Raw genomic sequence first — 21,659 nt, 5'->3', positions numbered from 1 at the left:
GCTAATATTGTAAAGGTTGTTTAATATCAAAAAAACCTTGCTTTTTCATTTTAAGCAACTCTGTCTTTATCTCTTCCTTATTATTTAAAACCAAAACTATTACTGCTTTCCCTCTAAGATCAAAAAAACTCAAATTCAATGGTTTGTCTTCAAATTTGTAGTTTTCTATTTGGGGAAAATATTTTTTTATTTCATTTAATGTCTGGTTCTGATTTTTATGAATAATAAACAACTGAGTATCTTTTGAATTTTCCATCAATTCAAAACTATATTTGTGAATTATTGGTGAAGAAAGACTTAAACTATAAACCTGAAAATAATCGGCTAATTTATTAACCATCTCTATTTCTGTCATATCATCAGCATACACTGTTGTTTTATTCAAAAGAATTGAATACTCCTGAATTGATTTTGGAAAATTGCGAGCAAAAAGCTTTATTACCTCATTAATAAACTCTCTATCAATAGATTTCCCTTTTTGCATGTATTGTTCAACCATTGGATAAATCAATTTTGCAAATGCATTTATTGTTGCATCTGCATACCACTCCCCTTCATCCAATTTATTGTTTACAACCTTATAAGCCCAACCATTACCAATTGCAGTAGCTAAAGCTTCATCTAAATAAGAGTACGCAAATCTTGAATATAAAGTATTATTATCTTTAAAATATTCTTCTATATCATACTGCTTACTTAACTTTTGTTCTTTATAAAGCACATGACACATTTCATGTAAAACAACTCCGTTTCTTGATGCATAATCTACCTCATCTGTAAAAACCCCAACACACAAAGTGTTCACATGAGGTGTTGCTGTAGAAAATCCGTCAAACCCTGGAATTGGATAAATAACTACTTGAAAAGGTATATCTGACGTCCAAGATGAATCATAAAAATTTCTTATCTTATTGAAAATGGCTTCGTTTGTCTTTTCAAATTTAGAAAGTTCAGCAAATTGCTTTTTCATTTTATCCTTATTAGTTATCCAAACTAATTCATCATATTTTTTTTCAGCTTCTTTAAGTAATTTGTAAAGTTTTTGATTGGTTTCTAATGGAATTAAACCTAAGCATTTAATCTTAAATTCTTCTAATGTATTGGACGAAGCTGCATTAGCAACTATCAAATCAAAAACAGAGTTACTTTGCTTCCTGCCTTCTGGAAAACCTTCTCTATTAATTACGTAGTTCAAATTTAATTTAGAATACTCCTCTGTCAATAATATAAATTCATTGTCATTTTGAGATTTAGAAATTATAAATTGCTTAAAAGAAGGTGATGTTCCATGTGAGCCAGTTGCAGACTGTAAAAAATTAAGCACACAATAAGGCTTACTAATTTTATAGTTAAAGAAATTTTGTGAAAACCCTGTATAAGAGAATAATATGATAAAAATAAAAGAATATACTTTTCGCATTATGATTGAATTAATCCAAACAGAGGTAATTCTGCTTAGACTTCTTGACTATAAAAATAAAAAGATTGTTTGGTAAAAGTTTGAAAAGACTTCAAAAAATTTTAAATCCGAAGTTAAATGTTTAATTTTGAATGAATTTAATTATTAATCTTTAAATATAAATAATATGGCTTTTGAGTTACCAAAATTACCTTATGCATATGATGCATTAGAACCACATATAGATGCAAGAACAATGGAAATACACCATTCTAAACATCACAATGCCTATACAACTAATTTAAACGCTGCAATTGCAGGAACTGATTTAGAAGGAAAATCTATTGAAGAAATTCTTAAAAATCTTGACATGACTAAAGCTGCTGTTCGTAACAATGGTGGTGGTTTTTTCAATCATAACTTGTTTTGGACTGTAATGTCACCAAATGGTGGCGGTGAGCCTTCAGGAGAATTAGCAGACGCAATTAATAGCGCTTTTGGAAGTTTTGCTGCTTTCAAAGAAGCTTTCTCTAAAGCTGGGGCTACTCAATTTGGTTCAGGATGGGCTTGGCTGTGTGTTAAAGATGGTAAATTAGAAGTATGCGGTACTCCTAACCAAGACAACACATTAATGCCTGGTGTAGGTTGTGGTGGAACTCCAATTTTAGGAATGGATGTTTGGGAGCATGCTTACTATTTAAACTATCAAAATCGTCGTCCAGATTACATCGAAGCTTTCTTTAATGTTATCGATTGGAATGAAGTTACTAGACGTTATGCTGAAGCAAAATAAAGAAAGATAATTTCATAAAAAAACGCACTGATTTCTCAGTGCGTTTTTTTATTATCATTATTAATTAAATTCAATAAAAAAGGAGGTTCTAGCCCTCCCTTTTTGCCCCAAATCTACCATAAACTTAACCTACTTATGTAATGGTGAGGTAAAAGTATATTGTTGATTTTTGTATTCCAAAAATAATCGTCAAAGTGAAAAAATAATCGTTGATTTGAAGAAAAATAAACCCTTCTAACCAAATTTAGTTAGACATTTTATTTGGGATGAAAAACTGATTTATGAACTATATAAAAATAAAAAAGGTAGACACATAGTTCTACCTTTTTTGCCCCAAATCTACCATAAACTTAACCTACTTATGTAATGGTAGGCCAAATGTATATTTAGACTCCTCAGCTACCAAAGAAAGTCGTTTAATTACACAAAAAAGTCGATAAAGTGCATTTTGGTAATCCTTTTAGTACGCCCTTGCATCTTTACCTTCATAAAAATTCATAAAAGCTCGGTTAACCACGCGATTTCCACCATCTGTAGGGTAATCACCCGTAAAATACCAATCGCCTAAATTCTTTGGACATGCTTTATGGAGATTTTCAACTGATTGAAATATAATTTTCACTTTTGCCTTAACAGATGGTTCTGTTAACATCTCAGCAATTTTATCGGAAATTTGTTCATCTGTAAATTGATTGTAAAGTTCATTTACATAATTCACAACTTCCGAATCTTGTTTGTGCTCCTGAGCTTTACATTTTGCATAAACTTCATCTACTAAATAATATTTATTGCTTTCTTTTAAAAGCTCTAACATAGCTTGAAAAGCAACCAATGTTTCTAGTTTAGCCATATCTATTCCGTAGCAATCTGGATAACGAATCTGTGGCGCCGAAGAGACAATCACAATTTGTTTAGGATTTAAACGATCCATCATCTTGATGATACTCTTTTTGAGCGTTGTTCCACGAACGATACTGTCATCAATAATAACTAAATTATCTGTTGGCTTTATTACTCCGTAAGTTACATCATAAACATGAGCAACCATATCATCGCGAGAACTATCTTCTGTAATGAACGTACGTAGTTTTACATCTTTAATAGCTATTTTTTCAGATCTAAGTTTAACATCTAAAATTTCTTTTAAACGATCTGCTGAAAGATTGTCTTTATTTTGAAGTATTAAATTAATTTTATGGTGATTCAAATAATCATTTGCTGCTTCTACCATCCCAAAGAATGATGTTTCGGCAGTATTAGGAATATAAGAAAAAACGGTGTTTTCTGTATCATAGTCAACAGCTTTTAAAACTGATGGCATGATTAATTTCCCTAAATCTTTTCTTTCCTGATAAATCTCAGCATCACTTCCACGAGAAAAATAAATTCGTTCAAACGAACATGCTTTTTTTACCGAAGCTTCTCTAACTTTCTCATCAAGAACTCTTCCGTCTTTTTTTATGATCAAAGCATGACCAGGCGTTATCTCTTGAATTGATTCAAAAGGAACATTAAACACGGTTTGAATAACTGGTCTCTCAGAAGCTACCACCACAATTTCATCATCCTGATAATAATATGCTGGTCTAATTCCTGCAGGATCACGAGTTACAAAAGCATCACCATGACCAATCATACCAGCCATAGCATAACCGCCGTCCCAATTTTTTGAAGCACGCTTTAAAATTCTTGCAATATTCAAATTTTCCGCAATAACAGGCGAAGCTTCTTGTTTTGACAAACCTTTCTCCTTACATTCTTGATACAAATCAGTTACTTCATCGTCAAGAAAATGACCAATTTTCTCCATTACCGTAACTGTATCAGCCATTTGTTTAGGATGTTGACCTAATTGAACTAAATCTTCAAATAACTCTTTTACATTCGTCATGTTGAAATTTCCAGCAACAATTAGGTTGCGATGCATCCAATTGTTTTGACGCAGAAACGGATGAACATTTTCGATACTGTTTTTTCCAAAAGTTCCGTAACGCACATGTCCTAAAAACACTTCTCCTACGTAAGGAATGTGTTCTTTTTGAAGCGCAACATCATCCCTGTATTCTGGATGCAACTCTAACTCTTGATTAATTCTAGCATTAATTTGTCCAAAAATATCCTGAATAGGTTGTGATTGATTTGATCGAATTCTGCTAATATATCTTTCCCCAGGATCAACATCTAATTTTATACTAGCCAGACCAGCACCATCTTGTCCTCTATTGTGTTGTTTTTCCAAAAGAAGGTACATTTTTTCTACTCCATAAAAAGCAGTACCATATTTTTGTTTGTAGAATTCTAAAGGTTTTTTTAATCGCAAAAGTGCAATTCCGCACTCGTGTTTAATTGCGTCACTCATTGTATTGTTGTGTTGTTATAGTTGTTTGAATTTCAGTACTTTTATCTAAAATTCGATAATTTTAAAAATAAAAAAAGCCCCGAAAATTCGAGGCGTAAATTTATGATAATTCTATGTCAAATTGTGTTAAAGCCTTAAATTGCTTCAAACGGTTTTGCACTTCTTCTTTTGTTAAACTCAACATTCTTTCTGTTCCAAATTTCTCTACACAGAAAGAAGCTAAATTAGAACCATGAATAATAGCTGTTTTCATCGTTTCAAAAGAAATATCACCTTGTTGGGTAATAAATCCAGCAAATCCTCCAGCAAAAGTATCACCAGCACCAGTAGGATCAAATACATCCGCTAATGGTAAAGCAGGAGCAAAGAAAATTTCTTTACCATGAAAAATTAAAGCTCCATGTTCTCCTTTTTTGATTACCACATATTTAGGCCCCATAGTATGAATTTTAGCTGCTGCTTTTACCAATGAATATTCTCCTGATAATTGACGCGCTTCTTCATCATTGATTGTAATAACATCCACTCGCTTAATAACATCTAAAAGCTCAGGCAATGCGCAATCCATCCAGAAATTCATAGTATCAAGTACTACTAACTTAGGTTTTTCAGTCAACTGATTTAAAACACTTGATTGTACTAATGGATGTAAATTTCCTAATAAAACAATATCTGAATTTTGATAGTTTTGAGGAACTACAGGGTTAAAATCGGCTAATACGTTTAATTCAGTAGCCAGAGTATCTCTTGAATTCATGTCGTTGTGGTAACGCCCACTCCAAAAGAAAGTCTTTCCTCCTTTTACAACCTCTAAACCAGTTACATCTATATTTCTTGATTTTAATAAATCGATATACTCTTGAGGAAAATCTTCTCCAACAACAGACACAATAGCTGATTGTAAATTAAAATGAGATGCAGAAAGACCAATAAAAGTACCAGCTCCACCTAAAATTTTATCAGTTTTTCCAAAAGGCGTCTCAATAGCGTCAAATGCTACTGTTCCTACAATTAGTAATTTATTCATAAAAAGAATTGAAAAAAATTAAGCCGCAAATGTACAACTTTGTTTTGGTAAAAACCAATTAGAATTTTGTCTTTTAAAACTATTAATATGCTGATTAAAAAACAACTATAAAATTGAACTATTTTCTTGCTCGTAAAAAGCATCTATGGAAAGCTTAGACTGTTGGGAAGCCATAACTGCTAATTCATCACAACGCTCATTTTGTGGATGATTGTTATGACCTTTTATCCATTTAAAATCCACTTGGTGTTTACGATAAATTTTCAAAAAACGCATCCATAAATCAGGATTTTTTTTACCCTTAAAACCTATTTTCTCCCAACCAAAGACCCATTTTTTCTCGACAGCATCAACCACATATTTAGAATCTGAAACAACTAAAACTTTCATTCCGGAGTTTTTAAGTTTTTCTAAACCAACAATCACGGCTAAAAGTTCCATTCGATTATTAGTAGTTAGTCGAAAACCTTCAAAAAATTCTTTTTTATAAGACGTTCCCACTAACTCCATAACAACACCATACCCTCCATTGCCAGGATTTCCTTTAGCTGCTCCGTCTGTATATATATGAACTTGATGTGACAATTTTAAGTTATGAATTGTGAGTTATAAGTTTTTGTATTGTTAAAGGAAAATATTGATGCTCCAGTTCTTGTACTTTTAAAGCAATTTCTTCTGGAGTTGTACAGTTTTCAATATTTACTGATTGCTGAAAAATAATCCCTCCTTCATCGTAATGCTCATTCACATAATGAATAGTTATACCAGTTTCTTTCTCTTTATTTTCTAGTATTGCCTTGTGAACATTCATTCCGTACATTCCTTTTCCGCCATATTTTGGTAAAAGTGCCGGGTGAATATTAATAACACTCTTAGGAAACCTACTTATAATATCCGAAGGAAATTTCAAAAGAAACCCAGCTAAAACAATCAAATCTGGATTTAAATCCTCAACCATCTTGAAAACAGTTCCATCTAAAAGTTCACTTTTTTCAAAAGAAAAATTAGGTATATCGTGATTTTTTGCTTTTTCTAAAACTTTGGCATGCAGATTGTTAGATAGAACACCAACTACGTTTCCTTGATTATTGTTTTTAAAATGTAATATAATTTGTTCAGCATTAGTCCCTGAACCAGAAGCAAATATTACAATCCTTTTCATTTATTGTATATTATTAAAAGTGTGTCAAACTAGAATTGTTCAATAACAACTGTAATTTTTATTACGCAAAAAAAAGAATAATAAATGACAAATAATTAAAAATGATATCCTTTGTTAAATTAATTTTTTAAATTCGTAGTAACATTTATTAACTAAAAAACTTGGTTTTAAATAAATTTTTTATTTTTGCCAACTAATTAAAATTTAAAATTAAAGATTATGTCAGACATTGCATCAAGAGTAAAAGCGATTATCGTAGACAAATTAGGTGTTGACGAAAACGAAGTTGTTACAGAAGCAAGCTTCACTAACGATTTAGGAGCTGATTCATTAGACACTGTTGAGCTAATTATGGAGTTCGAAAAAGAGTTCGATATTCAAATTCCAGATGATCAAGCTGAAAACATTGCTACTGTAGGTCAAGCTATTTCTTACATCGAAGAAGCTAAAAAATAATACTCTCAAACATCTGTAAGCCTTAACCCTTGCAGATGTTGTTATTTTTTACGTCTTTATCAAAATCTTTTCATAGATTTGTAAAAACATTGATTGTATTACAATCATAAAAATATTTATGTAATACCCATTGTTTCTTTTAGTTAATTAAAAGTACTGTGGGTTTTTTTATATCAAACAAAAACAGCTAAAACATGCAATTAAAGCGAGTAGTAGTAACAGGATTAGGAGCCTTAACACCAATAGGGAATAATATTCAAGAATATTGGAACGCATTAATAAGCGGAAAAAGCGGTGCCGCTCCTATCACATATTATGATACTGAAAAACACAAAACTAAATTCGCTTGTGAGGTAAAAAACTTCAACGTAGAGGATTATATAGACAAAAAAGAAGCAAGAAGAATGGACAAATTTGCACAATATGCTATTGTTGCAAGTGATGAAGCCATTAAAGACTCAGGTTTAGATCTTGAAAAAATCAACAAATATAGAGTTGGCGTAATTTGGGGAGCAGGTATTGGAGGTTTAGAAACTTTCCAAGACGAAGTTTTAGCTTATGCTAAAGGCGATGGAACACCGCGTTTCAATCCTTTCTTTATACCTAAAATGATTGCTGATATTGCTCCTGGACATATTTCTATGAGAAATGGCTTTATGGGTCCTAACTACACAACTGTTTCTGCTTGTGCTTCTTCAGCAAATGCTTTAGTTGATGCATTTAACTACATTCGTTTAGGAATGTGCGACGTAATTGTATCTGGGGGTTCAGAAGCAGCAGTTACAATTGCTGGAATGGGAGGATTCAACTCTATGCAAGCTTTATCGACAAGAAACGAAAGTCCAGAAACAGCCTCAAGACCTTTTGACGCAACTCGTGATGGATTTGTACTTGGAGAAGGTGCTGGAGCGCTGGTTTTAGAAGAATATGAGCATGCAAAAGCTCGTGGCGCAAAAATTTATTGTGAAGTTGGAGGTTGTGGTATGTCATCTGACGCTTACCATTTAACAGCTCCACACCCTGAAGGAATTGGAGTAATTGCAGTTATGAAAAACTGCTTGCAAGATGCAGGTTTAAATCCTGAAGACATTGATCATATCAATACTCACGGTACTTCAACTCCTCTTGGAGATGTTGCTGAATTAAAAGCAATTAGCGCAGTTTTTGGAGAACATGCTAAAAACATCAACATTAATTCAACAAAATCAATGACTGGCCACTTACTAGGAGCTGCTGGAGCTATCGAAGCTATTGCTTCAATATTAGCTATAAAAAACAGCATTATCCCTCCTACTATCAACCATAGTGTTGTTGACGAAAACATTGACCCTTCATTAAATTTAACATTAAACAAAGCACAAAACCGAGAAATCAAAGTTGCTATGAGCAATACTTTTGGATTTGGAGGTCATAATGCTTGTGTTTTATTCAAAAAAGCAGAGTAATTCCATATATGAGAATTATCAAAAACATATTTCAATCTTCCCGTTCTCATTCTCCTGAGGACGGGATTTTTTTTGATAAACTCACTTCAATTTTAGGTTTTAAACCCAACAATTTAGAACACTATAAAAAAGCCTTTACTCATCGTTCGATGAATAAAACAGATGAAAATGGGCATGCTATTAACTATGAGCGATTAGAATTTCTTGGCGATGCAATGCTTGGATCTGTTATTGCTGCTCATTTATTTAGCAAAGTTCCCACAGGCGATGAAGGTTATTTAACCAAAATGAGGTCAAAAATTGTATCTCGTGAACACTTAAATGAACTTGGTAAAGATTTTAATCTTATTCAGTTTGTAGAAAGTAAAGTATCTTTTCAACATTTTGGTGAAAACATACATGGTAATATATTTGAAGCTTTTATTGGAGCAATTTACTTAGACAAGGGATATTCGTTTTGTGAAAAATTCATTCACAAAAAAATAATAAAGCCTTATGTAGATATTGATCGATTAGAAGGAAAAGTAATTAGTTATAAAAGTTTGCTAATTGAATGGTGTCAAAAAGAAAAAAAACAGTTTCATTATGAAATTTATGATGATAATGGCACTGGAAATCTTAAACACTTTGGAGTTAAACTACACATTGACAATAAAATAGTTGCAAAAGCCAGAGCAACTTCAAAAAAGAAAGCAGAAGAAATTGCATCAAAAAGAGCATATTTTGTTTTTCAGTCACAAATTGACACAAAATAATTCTTTTAAATAAAAAAAACTCAAACGTTTTCGTTAATAAATTAGCAAAAAGCTAAAACACTAAAGCAATTTAAATACTTAATTAGTAGTATATTTACATTTTGTTTTATGTTATCTATGGCTATTCACAAATTACAATTAGAAGATTTTGATCAGGTAGATTATCAGTTAATTGCCATTCATACAACATTAGAAGATTATAGACTAGCATTCAAAATAAATCAATCGCTTTCTATAATGCTATCAAAAAACGAAAACGAAATCCCAATAGAAATTAATAAACAAAAAACCTCTTTTTCAAGATTTACTTTTGAAGATGAGACAGAAATGATGGCTTGGGATTTAATACAAAACAAACAAGAAATTGAACTACCCGTACAAAACAAAAATGCTTCATTATTTGAAGATAGTAATGTAGCAACTCAAGTTAGTTTAGTTTCAGATTTAAAAAAAGTAGATTTTTTTTTGAAAATCGAACATGATAATCAAATTAAAACCAAAGAAATAATTACAAAAATAAAAGGAATCGATTTGGTAAGTACGGTTTATGAAGTTGACCCAAATGAAATCAAATCAAAAAACAATTTAATTTTTTAGAAAATGCCTACAAGTAAAAAAACAAAAATTGTGGCTACTCTTGGGCCCGCGTGCAGCACAAAAGAAGTTATAAAGAAAATGATTGAAGAAGGTGTTAATGTATTTCGCATTAACTTTTCTCATGCTGACTATGATGATGTTTCTGAAAGAATTAGAATCATACGCGAAATCAATCAAGAAAACAATTACAACACAGCTATTCTGGCTGACTTACAAGGTCCGAAATTACGTGTTGGTGTAATGAAAGAAGATGTTGTTGTAAAAGAAGGAGAACTAGTAACTTTCCAAACCACAGATGATGTACCTGGAACACCTGATAATGTTTACATGACTTATAAGTCATTCCCTCAGGATGTAAAACCTGGCGAAAAAATATTATTAGATGATGGTAAACTTATTTTTGAAGCAGTTTCAAGCGACAAAAAAGCAAACAAAGTAGTTTGTAAAGTTATTCAAGGAGGCCCATTAAAATCTAAAAAAGGTGTAAACCTTCCTAACACTAAGGTATCACTACCGGCGTTAACTAAAAAAGATATAAAGGATGCTATTTTTGCAATTGAAAACCAAGTAGATTGGATCGCATTATCATTCGTGAGAACTCCTGAAGATTTAAAAGATTTAAGAGACTTAATTGAAAAACATTCTGAACATAAAATTCCAATTGTAGCTAAAATTGAAAAACCAGAAGCAGTAGAAAACATTGATAAAATTGTAGCACATTGTGATGGTTTAATGGTAGCTCGTGGAGACCTAGGTGTTGAACTTCCAGCACACGAAGTGCCTTTAATTCAGAAGAAATTAATACACAGAGCAAAATTAGCGCGTATCCCTGTAATTGTTGCAACGCAAATGATGGAAACAATGATTACAAGCTTAACTCCAACTCGTGCGGAAGTTAATGACGTAGCAAACTCTGTAATGGATGGTGCTGATGCAGTAATGCTTTCTGGAGAAACATCAGTAGGTAATTATCCAGTTCAGGTAATTGAGAAAATGACTCAAATCATTGAAGCTGTTGAAGATTCGCCACTGGTTCAAGTTCCTCAAAAACAACCGCAAATAAAAACAAATCGTTTTATCACAAAACATATTTGTTACCACGCGGCAATTTTAGCTAATGACATAGATGCAAAAGCCATAACAACATTAACAAATAGTGGTTATACTGCTTTTCAAGTTTCAGCCTGGAGACCTCATGCTCACGTATTGGTATTTACTTCAAACAGACGTATTTTAACCCAGTTAAATTTACTATGGGGAGTTAATGCTTTTTACTACGACAAGTTTGTTAGCACAGACGATACTATTGACGACATCAATAAAATAGCTCAAGAAAATAAATTTGTTTCTAAAGGTGATTTACTAGTAAACCTTGCCGCAATGCCAGTTGCCAATAAGGGAATGGTAAATACTTTGAGAATATCAGAAATAGAGTAAAAAATATTTATTAGAATTCAAACCGTAGTTGTACCACTACGGTTTTTTTTATTTCAGTATTTAGGTTAGCCAATGAAATACCCAGTAATCGCACCGAATCTTTCATTTTTTCTTGATACAATAACTCCTTTGCATTTTCAAACAATAATCCTTTATCAGAAATAAAGTAAGGAAGCGTTTTGCTTCTGGTTTGTTGACTGAAATCAGAATATTTAATTTTTAGTGTTACTGTTTTACCAGAGATTTTATGTTTTTGTAATCTTCGAGAAAGTTCTTCGGCGATCCGTTCTAGCTTTTCTTCCATAAAAACTTCCGACGTTAAATTAGTATAAAAAGTATGCTCAGCAGCAACAGATTTGGCTGTCCTATTTGGTTTTACAGCACTGTTGGATATTCCTCTAACTAAATAAAAATAATGCCGTCCGCTTTTACCAAAATGTTCATCCAGGAATTCAATAGTTTTAGCCTTTAAATCAGAACCTGTATAAATTCCTAATTGGTACATTTTTTCGGCTGTTACTTTACCTATTCCATAAAACTTTTTAACATCCAATGATTCCAAAAAAGACTCAACCTCTTCAGGATTAATTGTTTTTTGACCATTAGGCTTATTATAATCCGAGGCGATTTTTGCAACAAATTTATTTACAGAAATACCTGCAGAAGCCGTAAGACCAACTTCTTCAAAAATTCTTTTTCGTATTTCTTGAGCTATTAAAGTAGCACTTGGATTGCCCTTTTTATTAACCGTAACATCTAAATAGGCTTCGTCTAAAGAAAGCGGCTCAACAAGATCTGTGTAATCTTTAAATATGGCTCTAATCTTCTTAGAAATCTCCTTATATCGATCAAATCGAGGACGCACAAATATTAATTCAGGACACAACCGTTTGGCTTGAACACCACTCATTGCACTTCTAACTCCAAATTTTCTTGCCTCATAGCTCGCCGCCGAAACCACGCCACGTACTTCACTTCCGCCAACAGCTAATGGCTTCCCTTTTAATTCGGGATTATCCATTTGCTCAACAGATGCATAAAAAGCATCCATGTCGACATGAATTATTTTACGAGTTTGGTTTTCTTCCATACTGTAAATTTAATACCTTTAATTTATGTTAGAAATTGAACGCAAATTTTTAGTCAAAAATCTTGATTTTATCACTTTGGCTACTACAAAAAATAGAATTGTACAGGGTTACTTAAACTCAACTCCCGAAAGAACCGTTCGTGTACGAATTAAAGGCAACAAAGGATATCTTACCATTAAAGGAATAAGTAATGAGTCTGGAACTACCAGAATGGAATGGGAAAAGGAAATTGATATCTTAGATGCTGAAGAATTATTAAAACTCTGTGAAAAGGGTGTAATAGACAAAATAAGATACGAAATCCCATTTGGCGATCATATTTATGAAGTAGATATTTTTAACGGAGATAATGAAGGTTTAATTATGGCCGAAATTGAACTTCAAACTGAAGATGAAACCTTTAAAAAACCTTATTGGTTAGGTGAAGAAATTACTTCAGATAAACGTTACTATAACGCCTATCTGAGTAATAATCCTTTTAAAACTTGGTAATTATTTTTTTATTGCGATTTCAATTTTTACAGGCATAACACCCCTAGCTTTTTTAGAAGCTAAATACATAAAGGCTTTATTAGACAAATCAATTTCCCTTCCTTTAACATGAGGACCACGATCGTTGATTTTTACTATAATCGTTCTTCCATTAGCTAAGTTTGTAACTCGCACTTTGGTTCCAAAAGGTAATTTTCTATGTGCTGCAGTTAATTTGTTATTGTCAAAGCGTTCGCCACTAGCTGTTCGCCTACCATTAAATCTATTAGCGTAATGAGTAGCATAACCTTTACTTTTGTATAATTTATAATTATAATCACCCTCCTTTTCAATTATAAGGCTGTCTATTAGCGTAGAATCGACTTTAACAGTATCTTGCTTTACTGTATCAGCATACATATAAAACAAAGGCTGCTCTTTTTTAAAATTTTTACATGAAAAACTCGAAACAAGTACCATTGTTAATATCGTGGTAATTACCAATAAAAAACGATTTATCATAATTATTATTTTTTAACATTACACACTCTTTTACAAATACCGTACCCTTATTGAAAAAGAAAGCCCTAAAAAGGGCTTTTATTTTTTAGGCTAACCATGAAGTCCATGGAATACGTGACAATATAAGCAATAAGCCTAATCCGAAACCTACTAAAATAGATTTGAATTTTGCAGTATTGTCAGTTTGTTTTTTATGTTTTGACCAACCAATTGTGATTAAAACTATCGCAATAATGTTTATTAATGGATGCTCCATTGAAGTAAGTCTTAATGCCGCATCTTTCATATTAAATCCAGCAAGTCCTAATGGAGAAACAAAATAAAGTATAAGACCAACTACCAATTGAATGTGAGTAGCGATTAAACCAAATAAAGCAATCTTTCTATCCTTTGCTGTAAATTCTTTTTTTGAAGAGAAACCAATAGCGCTATTAATAACTGCTACAACTAATAATAGCAAAGCTAAATAAGCCCATCCAGAGTGAAATTTTTGAATAAATTCGTACATTTTGTTTGTTTTAGTTTAAACAAATATAAGTAAAAAACCATTCGCAATGCGAATGGTTTTTCTAAATTATTGATATCCTAGTTATTAGAATTCGTAACGGAAAGTTAAGTTCCAAGTTCTACCAAATCCGAAGAAAACTTGATTTCTTAAATCAACACCATTCCAAGTTCCTCTATTTAAATAATCTTGGTAAGTAGCATATTGACCTTCTCCTGGTGTAGCAGATTTTAAATTACCAGAAGCTACAATCGAACCATTTTGTAAAATACCTTTTCCATCTCCTGTATTACCATCAAATTCACTTTGAGAAGCAACAAATTGATTAGTTCTTGACTCAGCAATATAAACTTTATCTAAAAGGTTGTTTACGTTAATTCTAAAATTGAATGAATCTTTACTATCCTTAGTTCTATGAATTTTAAAAGACAAACCAGCATCTACTAATCCATATGAAGGTAATTCTAAAGTTCCCTTAATATTTGTATTCTCTTCTGAAAATCTACCTGGCTCTATACTTGCAAACAAATTGTCAGAATATCTATAGTTCGCATCAACTTTTATACCTTTGATTATTTGCCAGTTAGCTCCAATACTATAATTAAATTGAGATACGTCTCCAACCTTAACTTTATCTAATAATAATTTTCCTTCAGTAAGAAAAGCATTATTCTGGTCAAATTTTTGATAATCAGATTGACCATTATAATACCAATCTCCATAAGATGCCATACCATTAATGGTTAGACCTGAAAAAGGTTTAACATTCAATTCTAATTCAACTCCTTTGTGAATTTCATCAACACCAAATGCCTCAAAATAACCATTTCTATTATTTGGATCAGGATCACTTGTTCTTTGGTATCTATCTTTCCAAGAAGTATAATATGCATTGAAGTTAGCATTGAATATATTAGATTTATAACCATAACCTACTTCAAATCCTAATATTTTTTCATTATCATTATCAAAAGCAATAGATTTATTGTTTCTATATATTGCTTGGAAATTTGGCTGTTTTGAATAATAACCTGCATTAGCGAAAACATTCATTTTCTCATCAATATTATAATTCAACCCTCCTTTAATATTTCCTCCAAGATAATTTTCAAAATCAGTTTTTTGCAATGGATCATCGTTTTTATATTGAAACAAATCTTCTCTGCTAAATCCTTGTTGAGACACAGATCCTTGAATGAAAGCTGATAATTTTTCTGTAGAATATTCTAATTGTGTAAACGCTCCATACCATCTTACATAACCATTATTATTGTATTCTATTTTCTCTTGATCTTTAACGTTTGTAAATGGATTAAAACTAGGAGAAGCAGAATATGTTTCATACAAAGTTCTTGTTGGATTATTAACATCATTTGCAAGATAAATACCTCCAGATGTAGTTGCTAAATTAGCTTGGTATCCATCAGCTCCTAATCTATCATTAACATTTCTAAAATGGTAACCTGTATAAGTTCTTCCATCGAGACCAAAATCTAATGTTAACTTATCTGTTAGCTTTCTATTGAAGTTAATAACTGCACCGTACCAGTCATGAGAATTAATTGAAGCTCTTCTTGTAAAACCTAAACTTCTATTAGTGATATATTGTCCTTGAGCATTAGGAGCCACTTGCGTACCAGGCAAGTTTCCACCATATACAATTTGATCGTTAGCAGCAACATACTGACCTCTGTTAAATGCAGCAAAATCATCAAAAGGCACTGTTCCTCCAGCAGTTTTATATCTAAATGGAGATGTACCTATACTTCCAGTTCCACCACCACGACCCCAAGAACCGTAGAATACTGATGAAATTTTTGTTTTATCATTAATTTTAAAGTCATAATTCAATGACATAACCGGTTTATGGTAAAAATTTCTTGCCCAAGAAAACTCTTCACCTTTATATAAACCCCAATCAGAGTTATACTTAATATTCGGTTCATTATTTACTGGATCTCCAAATTTAATATAAGATCCCAGGTGGTTTGCAAAACTTCTTTGGTGATGCCATTGTGGAGCCCCAGTAAATGTAAATTGTAAATTATGCTTTTCATTAATTTCATACCCTAAACCTATAAAATAATTTTGAGCCGAAAACTGAGTTCCATCAGCATACATACTACCTTGAGCATTTCCTAATAAAACTGAAGCTGAAAGACCATTTTTCATTTTACCAGTAGAGTAAGATCCAACAGTTTTAATGTAGTCGTTATTACCTAAAGTAGCTGTAAATGAACCCCCTTGTTTCATATCTGAAGTTCTAGTAATAACATTTATAGTACCTCCAACAGAAGATATCGCTAATTTAGAAGATCCTAAACCTCTTTGAACTTGCATTGCAGAAGTCACATCAGATAAACCTGCCCAGTTACTCCAATACACCGCGCTGTTTTCCATATCATTAACCGGCATACCATTTACCATTACGGCAATGTTTCTTTGGTCAAAACCACGAATATTAATCCTAGAATCTCCAAAACCTCCACCAGACTTAGTAGCATAAACTGATGGTGTATTTGCTAGCATTTCTGGAAACTCTTGATTACCTAATTTTTCTCTAATTTCTGCAGCCTTAATTGTTGACACTGCAACAGGAGTTTTTCTATCCTTAGCAACATCAATAATAGTTGAAGTAATAACAACTTCTCCTAATACATTCCCTTCGTCAGACAAAACAATAGTCCCAAGATCTGCTTGACCATCAACAATAGTAAAAGGGATAGTTTTAGATGTAAATCCTAAAAACGAAACAACAACATTACCCTTAGATGATGTTGAATTTAGCGTAAAAGAACCATCAAAACTAGTTGAAGTTCCTGTAGAAGTTCCTTCAATAACAACATTTGCACCAGGTAGTGCACCATTATTATCTTGAATAATTCCTGAAATTTTACCTTGAGCAAATACTGTTGTAATACTCAAGAAAAAGAAGGCTGTTAAAAGCCATTTTTTCATATTCCTCATTTGTGCTATTTAATTTTTTGTTTGGAGCAAAATTCAAACAAATTTTTCAGCTCAATGTTAATTTAATGTTAACATTATGCACGCATATGAAGAATCAAAAAACGACTTTATTGCGAAATTAACAACAATCAATGCCTTATATTTAATAAAATATTAAAAAAACAATTATCGCTGATTTTTTTGATAATAATTTAATAAATAACTTGTAGAAGAATCATGTTCTTTAATCAAGGAATTGTTAATTTCTTCTAAAATTGAATTGGCTAATTGCTTCCCTAATTCAACCCCCCATTGATCATAACTAAAAATATTCCAAATGATACCTTGAACAAAGATCTTATGTTCATATAAAGCGATAAGTGACCCCAAGGTTTCTGGCGTTAGAGATGTTATTAATAGTGTGTTTGTAGGTTTATCACCAGAAAAAACTTTGAAAGGCAATAAAAAAGCAGCTTTTTCTTTGTCAATTCCTTGCTTAGCAAATTCATCATTAACCTGTTCTTTTGCTTTTCCATTTAATAAAGCTTCAGTCTGAGCAAAGAAATTTGACATTAATTTATCATGATGGTCTTTATCTCCATATAATGGCTTAACAAAACCAATAAAGTCTGTAGGAATTAATTTTGTTCCTTGATGTATTAACTGAAAAAATGCATGCTGTGAATTTGTACCTGGTTCTCCCCAAATGATAGTTCCCGTTTGATAACCAATTAAATTACCGTTTCTATCAACACTTTTACCATTACTTTCCATAATTCCTTGTTGAAGATAAGGTGCAAATTTTTGCAAATACTGCGAATACGGGATTAAAGCTTCACTTTCTGCTCCAAAAAAATTATTGTACCAGATTGTTAACAATCCTAAAATTACAGGAATATTTTGATCAAAAGATGCTTCTTTAAAGTGTAAATCCATTTTATTAGCACCAGACAAAAGCTTATCAAAATTTTCAAAACCAATAGCCAAACTAATAGTCAGACCTACTGCACTCCATAACGAAAAACGACCTCCAACCCAATCCCACATAGGAAAAACATTAGCAGCATCAATTCCAAACTCTGTTACTTTAGCAATATTAGTTGAAACAGCAACGAAATGTTTAGCAACATCTTCTTGTTTTGCTGATTTTAAAAACCAAGACCTAATCGTTTCTGCATTTGTTAAAGTTTCCTGAGTTGTGAAAGTCTTTGAAACTACAACAAACAGAGTTGTCTCAGGATTAATTTTTTTTAGAACCTCATTTACATGGTCTCCATCAATATTTGACACGAAATGAACGTTTAAATCATTCTTGTAAAATTGTAAAGCTTCTACAACCATTGCAGGTCCTAAATCAGAGCCTCCAATACCAATATTAACTATATCTGTAAATTTTTTTCCTGTATATCCTTTTTTCTCTCCAGAAAGTACTTCGTTTGTAAATGATTGTATTTTAGCCTTAACCTCAAACACTTCAGGTATAACATTTTGCCCATCAACTAAAAAAACATCTGATTGTTTTGCTCTTAAAGCTGTGTGAAGTACAGCACGATTTTCAGTTTGGTTGATAGCATCTCCAGAAAAATAACTTTTAATTGCCTTTTCTAATCCTACTTCTTTTGCTAATTCAACTAATAAATTGATAGTTTTTGTATTGATTTTATTTTTAGAATAATCAATCAAAAAATCACCCCATTGTATATTGAATTTTTCTACTCTTACTGGATCATTAGCAAACATTTCCTGCATAGATAGATTAGCAATTTCTGAATAATGCTCTTCTAATTTTTTCCAAGCTGAAGTTTGAGTAGGATTTACAGATGGCAAAGACATATTTTTAGTGTTTATTAATTAAATCAATAACGAAGTTACAACTTTGATTTCTAAAAATCATCAATAAAACCAATATGTCAACGAGTTTTTTTACGAAAACGTTATAGTGTATAAGCAGAAAACCAGAACAAAACTATTGTTACGTTGCTATTAGAAATTATGGATTTTTACTTAATTCTTATTAAATCTCCATCATCAAAACCAACAGTAATTACTTCTGCATTTTTTAAAAAAGAATTTTCAAAACCTTTCGATTTTACATAATCACTTACTAGATCAGTAGATAATTTTAGAACTTCTTTCCAATCTTTATCTTTTATGATTGACTTATCCATTTCAAAATATTTATCAGTCGGTTCAAAATCTACTACTGTTGCCCAATCATCATCATTTTCTTTGTACTCCTTTGCTCCAATTAAGTACATCGTATATCCATTTTCGGTTTCAAATAATCCAAAATTGAAAGCCTTAATATTATTTTCAATTTTTTCGTTTGAATTGATATTCTTAACCCATTCTTCAAATTGATTATTTAAATTCATTGATAAATTGTTTTCTTGTCTAGAATTATTTTCTAAGCAACTAAGCATTAGTATATTTAAAAATAAAACAATTATTAAAGTTCTTATTTTCATATAAAAAAAGCACAACTATTTAATTGCTGCTATACTGTCCAGTTCTCTTTTTAATGGAGTCATAAAAGCAATAAACTTTGGCAAGTTCTTTTTATCCATAGGAGCAGAATTAGGAAGCTTTAGCTTTAAAGCATCAACTTGTTTGCCGTTTTTCCAAAACCTATAACACACATGAGGACCAGTTGCTAAACCTGTACTACCAACTTTACCAATTATCTGACCTTGTCTAACATGCTGCCCTTTTCTGACCAAAATTTTAGACATATGCAAATATTGAGTAGAGTAAGTTTTATCATGTTTTACCTTAACGTGATTCCCATTTCCAGCAGAATATCCAGCCAATTCGACTATTCCATTTGCGGTTGACATAATAGGTGTGCCATGAGGAGCAGCATAATCGGTTCCGTTATGTGGTTTGAAAAATTTTTGAACAGGATGATACCTTCTTTTAGAAAAACGTGAAGTGATGTTAATTGTTTTTAAAGGTGCTTTTAAAAAGAAATTCTTTAAGGCTTTTCCTTCTTCATCATAATAGTCAACTTTTCTATCTGATGGATTTTGTTTGAATGGAAAGGCATAAACTTTTTTCCCTTTGTATTCAAAGAAAGCACATTCAAGAGAATCTACACCATCATAAATAGTATCATTAATATATCTTTCTGTAAAAGTAACAGCGAACTTATCTCCTTTTTGAGATTTAAAAAAGTCTATAGACCACTTAAATACACTTGTTAATTTTGAAGATAAAGAAGCTGCCACACCTTCATTTTTCAGCGTTTCTGACAGGGAACCATTTAGCTCACCAGCCACTGTGCGTCTTTTAAATGTAACCGGTTTTAATTTTTTTTTAGCTTTAACAATAGAATCATTAAAATCAATTACATAATACGTTAACTGATCAGGCTGGTAGATAAAATATTGAAGTCGTTTTGATTTGTCTTTTGAAAGAAGCATGGTATAAGGTTTACCCAACCTCACTATCCTTACATTAAATGTATCTTTTACTTTAGCAATTACATCATAGATTTGCTTGCCGTTTAAATTTTGTTTTTGCAAAATACTTCCAAAAGTATCATCCTTTCTTATGGTATCAGATATAACACTGAAATCGTTTAACTTAAAACCAAAATCATATCTAATAGGTTCTACTTTTTTAACAGGTATTTTTTGCTCAACTTTGTCCTCTTTACAAGAAACAACAAATAATAAAACTAATAATAAGGCAATGTATTTTTTCAAAAGAAGCATTTTTATTCCCAAATTGCTGGGAAATTTGACAGAAATGCTAATATAATAATTTTTTAAACATTTTCACCCCAAGTAGCTAATTCATGTTCTGACCACAGCTCTGGAAAGAAAATCCTTCTTTGATATCTAGGATGCATATATTTTTTCCAATCGCTTCCTCCTGTTGCTTCGCCATCTCCTTTTCCATTATCAATATACTTTTTTGCAGCATTGTAGTGTCCCATTACCCAAGTGATATTCACAGTATAATCGTAATGACGCATAGCTTTTACCAATTCAGGATCTTTTTGATCTACTTCTGGCAACTCTTTAAACTTTCTCCAAAGATTAATAGTATTATATTCTTCCATGGTACGTAAAAACAAATCTTTGTATTTTTCTTCGAATTGTTTTAAGAAATAAGATTTTTCTCCAGTGTGATAATCTTTGCCCGCAGCTTGCCAATACAAATGCTCCAAAGCATGCTCATAAGGAGTATTTCTATCAATAGTTGCTCTAAATCTATAATCAATTAAGTTTATAAGGTCTGTCGAACAAAATTCAATTAATCGATATTGCGCACTTTGAAAACCGCTAGCTGGAGTCAAAGTATGTCTAAATTTCATGTACTGCTCTACTTCCATTCCGTCACCCATAATGGTAAAAGATGTAGTAAGCATATCAAAGTATCTACTAATTCTCATTAATCGTTCTGCAAAAAAAGCAGTGGTTAACTTCTCTGCATAAGAAACTTGTTTGATTTCCCACAATATCATTTTAAACAACAACTCATTGATTTGATGATACATAATAAATACATTTTCATCAGGCAAAGTAGTTCTTTGAATTTGCAAGCCTAAAAGCGCATCTGTTTGTATATAATCCCAATAAGTTATTGGTTTAGACCAAAGTAACCCTTCTAAATGAGCTTCGGTTTTTTGATTTATTGCTTTATATTTTTCGTCAATCTCGTTTACTAATGCAGAATAATCACTCATA

Annotated in this window: 20 protein-coding genes; 7 read left to right on the top strand and 13 right to left on the bottom strand. The window is 31.7% G+C overall.

What is annotated here, in order from left to right; translation table 11 throughout:
• Position 1: 1 nt before the first annotated feature.
• Positions 2 to 1,420: a hypothetical protein gene (locus tag BUC09_RS02700; protein ID WP_073308433.1), complete on the bottom strand. Its 1,419-nt coding sequence runs from the start codon at positions 1,418 to 1,420 to the stop codon at positions 2 to 4.
• A gap of 166 nt (positions 1,421 to 1,586) precedes the next feature.
• On the opposite strand from BUC09_RS02700, the gene BUC09_RS02695 reads away from it, so the two are divergent.
• Positions 1,587 to 2,192 carry a superoxide dismutase gene (locus tag BUC09_RS02695; protein WP_073308432.1) on the top strand — a complete coding sequence of 202 codons (606 nt, stop codon included), beginning with the start codon at positions 1,587 to 1,589 and terminating at the stop codon, positions 2,190 to 2,192.
• A 460-nt stretch (positions 2,193 to 2,652) separates the two neighbouring features.
• Here BUC09_RS02695 and BUC09_RS02690 read toward each other — a convergent pair whose 3' ends face one another.
• From BUC09_RS02690 to purN, 4 genes are all read right to left on the bottom strand, one after another.
• Positions 2,653 to 4,551, bottom strand: coding sequence for an amidophosphoribosyltransferase (locus BUC09_RS02690; RefSeq protein ID WP_073308430.1), 1,899 nt, complete (start codon positions 4,549 to 4,551; stop codon positions 2,653 to 2,655).
• A 100-nt stretch (positions 4,552 to 4,651) separates the two neighbouring features.
• Positions 4,652 to 5,578, bottom strand: a complete 927-nt coding sequence (locus BUC09_RS02685) for a PfkB family carbohydrate kinase (protein WP_073308428.1) — start codon at positions 5,576 to 5,578, stop codon at positions 4,652 to 4,654.
• A gap of 105 nt (positions 5,579 to 5,683) precedes the next feature.
• A complete protein-coding gene (gene rnhA / locus BUC09_RS02680) occupies positions 5,684 to 6,163 on the bottom strand; it encodes a ribonuclease HI (protein WP_073308427.1) in 480 nt (159 codons plus the stop codon).
• Between the two features lie 7 nt (positions 6,164 to 6,170).
• Entirely contained in the window at positions 6,171 to 6,740 is a 570-nt protein-coding gene (gene purN / locus BUC09_RS02675; protein WP_073308425.1) for a phosphoribosylglycinamide formyltransferase, read from the bottom strand.
• A 219-nt stretch (positions 6,741 to 6,959) separates the two neighbouring features.
• Here purN and BUC09_RS02670 point away from each other — a divergent pair, with 219 nt between their 5' ends.
• From BUC09_RS02670 to pyk, 5 genes are all read left to right on the top strand, one after another.
• On the top strand, positions 6,960 to 7,196 hold the full coding sequence (locus tag BUC09_RS02670) for an acyl carrier protein (RefSeq protein WP_007137004.1): 237 nt from the start codon (positions 6,960 to 6,962) through the stop codon (positions 7,194 to 7,196).
• Positions 7,197 to 7,390: 194 nt separating this feature from the next.
• Positions 7,391 to 8,641 (top strand): beta-ketoacyl-ACP synthase II, encoded by a 1,251-nt coding sequence (fabF, locus tag BUC09_RS02665; RefSeq protein ID WP_073308423.1) that lies wholly within the window; start codon positions 7,391 to 7,393, stop codon positions 8,639 to 8,641.
• An 8-nt stretch (positions 8,642 to 8,649) separates the two neighbouring features.
• Positions 8,650 to 9,396 carry a ribonuclease III gene (rnc, locus tag BUC09_RS02660; RefSeq protein WP_073309033.1) on the top strand — a complete coding sequence of 249 codons (747 nt, stop codon included), beginning with the start codon at positions 8,650 to 8,652 and terminating at the stop codon, positions 9,394 to 9,396.
• Positions 9,397 to 9,513: 117 nt separating this feature from the next.
• Complete coding sequence (locus BUC09_RS02655; protein WP_073309031.1) at positions 9,514 to 9,993, top strand: IPExxxVDY family protein; 480 nt, start codon at positions 9,514 to 9,516, stop codon at positions 9,991 to 9,993.
• Between the two features lie 3 nt (positions 9,994 to 9,996).
• The gene (pyk, locus tag BUC09_RS02650) at positions 9,997 to 11,430 is read left to right on the top strand and encodes a pyruvate kinase (RefSeq protein ID WP_073308422.1); all 1,434 of its coding nucleotides are present in this window, start codon (positions 9,997 to 9,999) and stop codon (positions 11,428 to 11,430) included.
• Positions 11,431 to 11,440: 10 nt separating this feature from the next.
• On the opposite strand, the gene dinB is transcribed toward pyk, so the two are convergent.
• Positions 11,441 to 12,520: a DNA polymerase IV gene (dinB, locus tag BUC09_RS02645; RefSeq protein ID WP_073308420.1), complete on the bottom strand. Its 1,080-nt coding sequence runs from the start codon at positions 12,518 to 12,520 to the stop codon at positions 11,441 to 11,443.
• Positions 12,521 to 12,545: 25 nt separating this feature from the next.
• Between dinB and BUC09_RS02640 the strand changes: the two genes are divergently transcribed.
• On the top strand, positions 12,546 to 13,013 hold the full coding sequence (locus BUC09_RS02640; protein WP_073308418.1) for a CYTH domain-containing protein: 468 nt from the start codon (positions 12,546 to 12,548) through the stop codon (positions 13,011 to 13,013).
• Here BUC09_RS02640 and BUC09_RS02635 read toward each other — a convergent pair whose 3' ends face one another.
• From BUC09_RS02635 to BUC09_RS02605, 7 genes are all read right to left on the bottom strand, one after another.
• Entirely contained in the window at positions 13,014 to 13,514 is a 501-nt protein-coding gene (locus BUC09_RS02635) for a septal ring lytic transglycosylase RlpA family protein (RefSeq protein ID WP_073308416.1), read from the bottom strand.
• Between the two features lie 85 nt (positions 13,515 to 13,599).
• Positions 13,600 to 14,022: a hypothetical protein gene (locus BUC09_RS02630; protein WP_073308414.1), complete on the bottom strand. Its 423-nt coding sequence runs from the start codon at positions 14,020 to 14,022 to the stop codon at positions 13,600 to 13,602.
• 84 nt (positions 14,023 to 14,106) lie between these two features.
• Positions 14,107 to 16,977: a TonB-dependent receptor gene (locus BUC09_RS02625; RefSeq protein WP_073308413.1), complete on the bottom strand. Its 2,871-nt coding sequence runs from the start codon at positions 16,975 to 16,977 to the stop codon at positions 14,107 to 14,109.
• 174 nt (positions 16,978 to 17,151) lie between these two features.
• The gene (gene pgi, locus BUC09_RS02620) at positions 17,152 to 18,798 is read right to left on the bottom strand and encodes a glucose-6-phosphate isomerase (protein ID WP_073308411.1); all 1,647 of its coding nucleotides are present in this window, start codon (positions 18,796 to 18,798) and stop codon (positions 17,152 to 17,154) included.
• A 167-nt stretch (positions 18,799 to 18,965) separates the two neighbouring features.
• A complete protein-coding gene (locus BUC09_RS02615; protein WP_073309029.1) occupies positions 18,966 to 19,340 on the bottom strand; it encodes a hypothetical protein in 375 nt (124 codons plus the stop codon).
• A 108-nt stretch (positions 19,341 to 19,448) separates the two neighbouring features.
• Positions 19,449 to 20,672, bottom strand: a complete 1,224-nt coding sequence (locus BUC09_RS02610; protein WP_073309027.1) for a M23 family metallopeptidase — start codon at positions 20,670 to 20,672, stop codon at positions 19,449 to 19,451.
• Between the two features lie 62 nt (positions 20,673 to 20,734).
• A complete protein-coding gene (locus tag BUC09_RS02605; protein ID WP_073308409.1) occupies positions 20,735 to 21,658 on the bottom strand; it encodes a tryptophan 2,3-dioxygenase family protein in 924 nt (307 codons plus the stop codon).
• Between the last annotated feature and the right edge of the window lies 1 nt (position 21,659).

Origin of the sequence: Flavobacterium terrae, assembly GCF_900142035.1 — a bacterium.
Taxonomy (GTDB): domain Bacteria; phylum Bacteroidota; class Bacteroidia; order Flavobacteriales; family Flavobacteriaceae; genus Flavobacterium; species Flavobacterium terrae.
Note: the sequence above shows the minus strand (reverse complement) of the source record. Positions and strands in the feature narration are given on the sequence as shown.

Bases quoted from the DNA above. Each gene is read 5' to 3' on its own strand.
- BUC09_RS02700 (WP_073308433.1), bottom strand. From the start codon at position 1,420: ATGCGAAAAGTATATTCTTTTATTTTTATCATATTATTCTCTTATACA.
- BUC09_RS02695 (WP_073308432.1), top strand. From the start codon at position 1,587: ATGGCTTTTGAGTTACCAAAATTACCTTATGCATATGATGCATTAGAA.
- BUC09_RS02690 (WP_073308430.1), bottom strand. From the start codon at position 4,551: ATGAGTGACGCAATTAAACACGAGTGCGGAATTGCACTTTTGCGATTA.
- BUC09_RS02685 (WP_073308428.1), bottom strand. From the start codon at position 5,578: ATGAATAAATTACTAATTGTAGGAACAGTAGCATTTGACGCTATTGAG.
- purN (WP_073308425.1), bottom strand. From the start codon at position 6,740: ATGAAAAGGATTGTAATATTTGCTTCTGGTTCAGGGACTAATGCTGAA.
- BUC09_RS02670 (WP_007137004.1), top strand. From the start codon at position 6,960: ATGTCAGACATTGCATCAAGAGTAAAAGCGATTATCGTAGACAAATTA.
- fabF (WP_073308423.1), top strand. From the start codon at position 7,391: ATGCAATTAAAGCGAGTAGTAGTAACAGGATTAGGAGCCTTAACACCA.
- rnc (WP_073309033.1), top strand. From the start codon at position 8,650: ATGAGAATTATCAAAAACATATTTCAATCTTCCCGTTCTCATTCTCCT.
- BUC09_RS02655 (WP_073309031.1), top strand. From the start codon at position 9,514: ATGGCTATTCACAAATTACAATTAGAAGATTTTGATCAGGTAGATTAT.
- pyk (WP_073308422.1), top strand. From the start codon at position 9,997: ATGCCTACAAGTAAAAAAACAAAAATTGTGGCTACTCTTGGGCCCGCG.
- dinB (WP_073308420.1), bottom strand. From the start codon at position 12,520: ATGGAAGAAAACCAAACTCGTAAAATAATTCATGTCGACATGGATGCT.
- BUC09_RS02640 (WP_073308418.1), top strand. From the start codon at position 12,546: ATGTTAGAAATTGAACGCAAATTTTTAGTCAAAAATCTTGATTTTATC.
- BUC09_RS02635 (WP_073308416.1), bottom strand. From the start codon at position 13,514: ATGATAAATCGTTTTTTATTGGTAATTACCACGATATTAACAATGGTA.
- BUC09_RS02630 (WP_073308414.1), bottom strand. From the start codon at position 14,022: ATGTACGAATTTATTCAAAAATTTCACTCTGGATGGGCTTATTTAGCT.
- BUC09_RS02625 (WP_073308413.1), bottom strand. From the start codon at position 16,977: ATGAAAAAATGGCTTTTAACAGCCTTCTTTTTCTTGAGTATTACAACA.
- pgi (WP_073308411.1), bottom strand. From the start codon at position 18,798: ATGTCTTTGCCATCTGTAAATCCTACTCAAACTTCAGCTTGGAAAAAA.
- BUC09_RS02615 (WP_073309029.1), bottom strand. From the start codon at position 19,340: ATGAATTTAAATAATCAATTTGAAGAATGGGTTAAGAATATCAATTCA.
- BUC09_RS02605 (WP_073308409.1), bottom strand. From the start codon at position 21,658: ATGAGTGATTATTCTGCATTAGTAAACGAGATTGACGAAAAATATAAA.